Source organism: Arthrobacter sp. ZGTC131 (assembly GCF_002929275.1).
In the GTDB taxonomy this organism is placed as follows: Bacteria; Actinomycetota; Actinomycetes; order Actinomycetales; family Micrococcaceae; genus Arthrobacter.
Map to the genome: position 1 here is coordinate 1 of NZ_PJIK01000106.1, position 530 is coordinate 530.

Below are 530 nucleotides of genomic sequence, written 5' to 3' on the forward strand. Positions count from 1 at the left end.
CCCGGACGTGGTCGAGGCCAACAACGGCCGCAACGCCATGGGTGCCTTTGTGGCCGCGGGGCAGCTGCTGCCGCTTGATCCCTGGGCCGGGTTATACGGCTGGGAGGGCCGCTACCCGGCGAGCGTGCTGCAGTATTCGAAGTACAGCGAGGACGGCCAGACCTTCGGCACCGGCAGCCTGTACGGGCTGCCGCAGGTGGGCGAAGTGGTGGGCGTTTTCTACAGCAAGTCCAAACTGGCAGAGCTGGGCCTGGACGTGCCCGAGGACTGGGCAGGGTTTGAAGCGGCGATGGAAACCGCCAAGGAAGCCGGCGAGACTCCGATGCTGCTGGGCAACATTGAGAAGTGGCCGGCGCTGCACGTGTTCGGACCGGTGCAGGGATCCATGGTGTCCACGGAGGACGTGCAGAAGCTGGGCTTCGGCAATGCCGGCGCGTCCTGGACCACGCCGGAAAACGAGGCCGCCGCGCAGAAACTGGCCGACTGGCAGTCCAAGGGTTATTTCAACGACGGCGTGAACGGCACCGACT

General features: G+C 65.8%; 1 protein-coding gene. It reads left to right on the forward strand.

Going from position 1 to position 530, the window contains the following annotated elements; all coding sequences use genetic code 11:
• On the forward strand, nucleotides 1-530 hold a 530-nt coding region (locus tag CXQ90_RS21900), incomplete at both ends, for an ABC transporter substrate-binding protein (RefSeq protein WP_219816758.1).